The sequence below is a fragment of the Neobacillus vireti genome, assembly GCF_036962465.1.
Taxonomy (GTDB): domain Bacteria; phylum Bacillota; class Bacilli; order Bacillales; family Cytobacillaceae; genus Neobacillus; species Neobacillus vireti_B.
Genome location: NZ_JBALNF010000013.1, coordinates 264181 through 269221, shown reverse-complemented (window position 1 = coordinate 269221; position 5041 = coordinate 264181). Strand labels below are relative to the sequence as shown.

Annotated in this window: 7 protein-coding genes and 1 riboswitch; of the genes, 1 reads left to right on the top strand and 6 read right to left on the bottom strand. The window is 39.6% G+C overall.

Going from position 1 to position 5041, the window contains the following annotated elements:
* Positions 1–103 precede the first annotated feature (103 nt).
* Positions 104–213, bottom strand: a riboswitch (TPP riboswitch).
* 71 nt (positions 214–284) lie between these two features.
* The 4 genes from V7077_RS06130 to V7077_RS06115 form a co-directional block, all read right to left on the bottom strand.
* On the bottom strand, positions 285–524 hold the full coding sequence (locus V7077_RS06130) for a glutaredoxin family protein (RefSeq protein WP_335499420.1): 240 nt from the start codon (positions 522–524) through the stop codon (positions 285–287).
* Positions 517–1026, bottom strand: a complete 510-nt coding sequence (locus tag V7077_RS06125) for a metallophosphoesterase family protein (RefSeq protein ID WP_335499417.1) — start codon at positions 1024–1026, stop codon at positions 517–519. The genes V7077_RS06130 and V7077_RS06125 overlap by 8 nt, the downstream gene beginning before the upstream one ends.
* Before the next feature lie 365 nt (positions 1027–1391).
* Positions 1392–1787: a hypothetical protein gene (locus tag V7077_RS06120; protein ID WP_335499415.1), complete on the bottom strand. Its 396-nt coding sequence runs from the start codon at positions 1785–1787 to the stop codon at positions 1392–1394.
* Between the two features lie 261 nt (positions 1788–2048).
* Positions 2049–2630 (bottom strand): TerD family protein, encoded by a 582-nt coding sequence (locus V7077_RS06115; protein WP_335499413.1) that lies wholly within the window; start codon positions 2628–2630, stop codon positions 2049–2051.
* A gap of 253 nt (positions 2631–2883) precedes the next feature.
* Between V7077_RS06115 and V7077_RS06110 the strand changes: the two genes are divergently transcribed.
* On the top strand, positions 2884–3258 hold the full coding sequence (locus V7077_RS06110; protein WP_335499410.1) for a nucleotide excision repair endonuclease: 375 nt from the start codon (positions 2884–2886) through the stop codon (positions 3256–3258).
* Between the two features lie 49 nt (positions 3259–3307).
* Here the strand turns inward: V7077_RS06110 and V7077_RS06105 are convergent, their stop codons facing one another.
* Both V7077_RS06105 and V7077_RS06100 read right to left on the bottom strand, forming a co-directional pair.
* Positions 3308–4336, bottom strand: a complete 1029-nt coding sequence (locus V7077_RS06105) for an ATP-grasp domain-containing protein (protein ID WP_335499408.1) — start codon at positions 4334–4336, stop codon at positions 3308–3310.
* Positions 4337–4487: 151 nt separating this feature from the next.
* Positions 4488–4982, bottom strand: coding sequence for a flavodoxin domain-containing protein (locus V7077_RS06100; RefSeq protein ID WP_335499406.1), 495 nt, complete (start codon positions 4980–4982; stop codon positions 4488–4490).
* Positions 4983–5041: the final 59 nt, after the last annotated feature.

Sequence of the window (5041 nt, the reverse complement as noted above, 5' to 3'; positions counted from 1 at the left end):
GCCGCCTGGAGCGGAAATCAACATTCAAGATTATCAGAGCCTAAACATAAAAAAACCAGCTCCAAAAAATGGACCCGGTTAGTTTTGAATGCGAAACAAAAAACTTCTCACTCGACTACTTTCCTACGCTGGTATTACCCAGATCAGGTCCAAAGGGTTAAAAACTGATTGTTTTCTCTCAGCCTGATACACAGGGCACCCCTAGTAGATCTTCTTATATTCAATTACTCACTCATATTAACGCTAATATTCTTTTATGTAAAGAAATTGTTTCTTACCAAAGACTACCTCTTTGCTAATTCGATGATTTCTTTTAGCTCATTGGTAAATCCCTTGACGGCGCGTTCATTAAGGACTGTGACTGGGACGCCCAGAAAGCCGTATTTTTCCACTTCTTTTTGGAAAGCAGGATTTTTCGAAATGTCCCTTGCCTCAAAAGGTATCCCTTCTTCCGTAAGGACCCGCTTAACCATCGTACATTCAATACAATCGTTGGTTGTATAAACGATAACTGTTTTACTCATCTGTTTCTCCTTTATTCGAAAAAAAGATATGCTCTGCTTCTATCGTATCACCAATTTGAAAAATGCCAAAGGAAAACAGCTTCTGACGCCGTTTATCAGTCGGAGAACCAGGGTTAAAAAGCAGCAAACCTTTTTCAACCTTCTTTAATGGGATATGAGAATGGCCAAAAATAATACAATCGACTTCATCCTCGGCAAATGCTTGGATAGCACGCTTTTCAGTCGTTTTTCCTTTGCCATGTCCATGAGTAATCCCTACCTTAAACCCGCCCAACTCTAAGATTATTTTTTCGGGGAAATGCTCCTTGATCGTATCATCGTCAACATTGCCGAAGACCCCCTCAACTTTGGCATAGGTTTGAAGCTCATGAAACACATCAATTGTTTTCCAATCGCCCGCATGTATAATTAAATCCGTATCAGCTAATTCCGCCGTTAATCTGGCGGGAAGTCCTTTTGTACGTTTAGGTAGATGGGTATCGGAAATAATGACAATCTTCATCGTTCATCCCCCGTTCAACATAAAGTTTAGTCTATCTATTATATAACAACAGGTCCCTTATGTTGAATTCTAGAAAATACTGCGTTTTATTCCTCGGGAAAGCGCAGAAACAGACATTTCTCGCGCAATAATGTCGAAAGGAACTGTTATAGTATATATTTTCAAACATAAAAAAACATAGGTAAAATTCGACCTTTCCCTTACAGGAAATCTTTCCAAAACAATGACCACTACTTCTCATTTCAGTAACAGAAAGATTTAGCCCCAGTGGATGTTATTCCGGCAAACCTCGAATGATCCAACTCAAAAATCAAAAAGGATAATTGCCCACAACGAAATGATTGGTTATGTATCCTTTTGCTGTTTTAGACTTTTCGCTCGGGCCTGGTGAAGAGAATACCAAAACCCATTCCAATGATAACGGCAAGAACATGGACTATCCCTGTTGATATCGAAAGGAATTTGATGATACTCCCATTACTTTCATTGGTTAACTTCAATAAAAATCCTAGAAAGATTGGTTTATATAGAAGAAAATAAGAGATTAGCACTAATAAAAGAGAAGACCAGTTTCTCCCTAGCAGATACCTTGCTAATACAAAATATAGAATAGCTAATAGAATTGCCAATCCAAACACAAACGTATTTATGTACCGAAGAGCGCGGTCAGGCTGATCTAGGAAGGCTAAAACAACCAAGTAAATAATCCACGAAAATGATACTACTATTGCAATAAGTTGAGTCTTAAGTAAATACTTCATCTTACAGTCACCTCTACAAACTGATTCATTAACCTTCTTACCATACCACATTACAAAAAGAAATGACTAATAACTTCGCATCACATAGTGATAAAGGTGCCTGTCACCATTATCACTAACTACGAGTGATTAACCAGTTATAAAAGGCGTATTGGACGAAAAAAAGGACAAGAAGGAATGATCTTCTTCTTGTCCTTTTTTGATCTGGTTTTGCTTTCGTCAGTCACATGACTGGGATCCTAGAATCAGTTACAGTCCGAATTATCCGACGCTGAGGCCAAAATCGGTAGCGATCCGTGCAAGGCCGCCTTGGTAGCCGGAACCGACTGCTGAGAATTTCCATTCCCCGTTGTGGCGGTAAAGTTCGCCAACGATAATCGCTGTTTCGATGGAGAAATCCTCTCCTAAATCATAACGAATAATCTCTTGGTTCGTTTCTTCATTTACCACACGGCAAAAAGCATTCGCTACCTGTCCAAAATTTTGGCCTCTTGCTTCCGCATCATGAATCGTAATAACAAACGAAATGCGTTCCACTTGAGCCGGAACCGCCGCTAAATCTACTTTCACCTGCTCATCGTCACCGTCGCCTGCGCCGGTACGATTATCACCTGTATGTACAACTGAGCCGTTTCCGCCTTCAAGCTGATTATAGAATACAAAATCCTTTTCAGAAGAACACTTACCATTCGCATTTAAAAGGAAGATACTAGCATCCAAATCGAAATCGTTTCCACCATCATAACGGTTGGTGTCCCATCCCAGTCCCACAATAACCTTCGATAAACCAGGATTCGTTTTCGTTAAATCGACCTTTTGACCTTTAGATAATGAAATTGCCATACTAACACCCTTTCCCATCGTATTCTATAGGATGATCGGAACCATATAAAGTTCCAATACCTTCCTTTATTCTACAAAAATTAAATTAGTTTTACTACTTTTAACACATAAACCCTCACAACAAATTATTCGGTTTTAAATTGATAAAAATGGTTAAATTAAGAAAGTCCAACCTAAATTAGCAGGATATGCTATAATGGACTCTTGGCTAAACTTTTAGCCGTTTATATTTAAGCAGGGAGCGAATCATTTTATGATAAAAATTGAAATACCTAATCCAGAAGTCGTCATTACAAAAAGCAGACAAGTCGGCGAAAAAGTCGAAGCCCCTTTAAGCAGTGTCTATGGTTTCACTGATTATAATAAAATCCCTCGGGACAAGGGTGGCATCATCCTATTTTTTGACGCTAATGATGACTTGCTTTTTGTAGGAAAAGCTAGAAAGCTGCGGCCTCGGATTAAACGCCATTTTGAGGATACTGTTTCCCCAATCAAGAATCATCGCGATGAAGTATATAAGATTGCCGTATTAGTGGTCGAAGAACCAATGGATCGTGAAATCTACGAAACCTACATCATTAATACCCTTCATGCTAAATACAATATTGAAAAAGTTTTCTATAAATAATAAAGAAGAGCAGGCTATTCATTAATAATAGAAAAACCTGCTCTTTTTGTTAACTTATATTACCATAGGTTAAAATCATTTCTTTTTCAATATGACTTGCTCTGATACCAAAGCGAGGCTTGGCGGGGCAGATTTCCTCCCCTAATAAAATCTTAATTGCCATATAGGGAATATTGATTCCGGAAAGACAGCTGAAATGAAGCCCCCCGCTCATACGCGGATTGATTTCCAGCAGCTTCGGCAGCCCTTTACTGTATTTCACCTGGATATTAAAGACAAATGGTAACCGGTACTCTTGGTGAAACCGGTGGGCTAGATCAATCAGCTCGACACTTTCGACCAGTTCACGTACACGTCCATCCCCCTTCATCCTTGGTATAGCCGCATACAATTGGTGCTGTGAAGCTAAGCAATCTATACTATATTCCCTGCCATCCAAATACTCCAGCAACATTAAATCAGGAAACGTCTCTTGCTGCCCTAAAACCTCACAGGCATGATCGTAGGAGATTCGATAGCCGCCACCGCTGTGGAAAAGATGATGGATGGACTCCCGTTCTTCCTTAATGACCCGAAAACCCATTGCCCCTTCCCCAATCGCTGGTTTAAAGCAAACCGCGTGCCCCTTTTCCTTAAGCGAAGTATACGCCAACTTAAAATCATGAACGTTATTCACGACCTTATAGTCTGGGATCGAAAAAATTGGCACTCCATTTGTTAAGGTTTGATAAGCGGCAGCCTTATTATCCATAGTTTCCATCAGGACCGCATCCGGACAAACGAGGACCTTTACCCCTAATTCTTCAAATTCAGACAATCGCTTCGAAATGAGCACATTTTCTTTGCGGGGAATAAAAATATCGATTCCATGCGTTTGGCAAAACTCAAGACAGAACTCTATATACTCATCCCCGGCAATATCCGGTTCGACAAAGGCTTTATCACAGTTTTGTAAATAAAGAGCATCTTTAGTAGGGCTTGTTCCATAAATCGTAAATTTCCGATGATCCTCATTGTCGCGAATCATATCCATATAATGTGAAACAGTCGTAAACCACCGATTAAACCAAATTTTCATTGTGAACCTCTCTTACATTAAAATTGACTTTTCCATTATGGACAAAGAGGTTAGATTTTATAATCTTTTTTTCCAAAAAAAAGCGCTCCCGCAAATGGCAAGAACGTTTCATCCCTGTATCAACCCAGTTTCCCCCTGTGAACCTGACACCCTAAACATTCATTTTCAAGTGATTAAACCTTGAAGCAAATTCCATGATCGCGTTCATGTCTAACTTTGATTGATCAGCTGTAATCCCATCCACCTTTTTCACGACTTGTCTTTCAAAAAAATTCATTTCCGAAACGAGAAATTCACCGCCAAACAAACCTAATGCCACCGAATTCTTCCGCAAGTCTTGCGGATAGGCATTGTTAAATTGCTCTACAGCCAATTCACCCTCACGCATGCAAACTAAGAATAAACCAAGTTCCTTTTCTAATAGTTCATCGTGATGGGTTTGGATAAACTTTTTGATTCGCCGTTGAATCATGCCGGCATGAATCGAACCGCCTATGATAACGGCTTCATAATCATGTAAATCAATGGTGGTCTTATCCCGTTTTAAATCTACTGATACCACTTCACCTGCAAGGTGTTCACTTAATAGTCCAACCACTTTTTCTGTAGTCCCATGGGACGAGCAATAAACAATTAAACTTTTCATGCTATTAGCCCTCCTTTTTATTAGGTAGTGTTAATCTTGTATGTTGATTTCCGCTCCAG

What these genes read in the sequence shown, in the direction of transcription:
- V7077_RS06125 (WP_335499417.1), bottom strand. Translation starts at nt 1,026, where the DNA reads ATGAAGATTGTCATTATTTCCGATACCCATCTACCTAAACGTACAAAA.
- V7077_RS06120 (WP_335499415.1), bottom strand. Translation starts at nt 1,787, where the DNA reads ATGAAGTATTTACTTAAGACTCAACTTATTGCAATAGTAGTATCATTT.
- V7077_RS06115 (WP_335499413.1), bottom strand. Translation starts at nt 2,630, where the DNA reads ATGGCAATTTCATTATCTAAAGGTCAAAAGGTCGATTTAACGAAAACG.
- V7077_RS06130 (WP_335499420.1), bottom strand. Translation starts at nt 524, where the DNA reads ATGAGTAAAACAGTTATCGTTTATACAACCAACGATTGTATTGAATGT.
- V7077_RS06100 (WP_335499406.1), bottom strand. Translation starts at nt 4,982, where the DNA reads ATGAAAAGTTTAATTGTTTATTGCTCGTCCCATGGGACTACAGAAAAA.
- V7077_RS06110 (WP_335499410.1), top strand. Translation starts at nt 2,884, where the DNA reads ATGATAAAAATTGAAATACCTAATCCAGAAGTCGTCATTACAAAAAGC.
- V7077_RS06105 (WP_335499408.1), bottom strand. Translation starts at nt 4,336, where the DNA reads ATGAAAATTTGGTTTAATCGGTGGTTTACGACTGTTTCACATTATATG.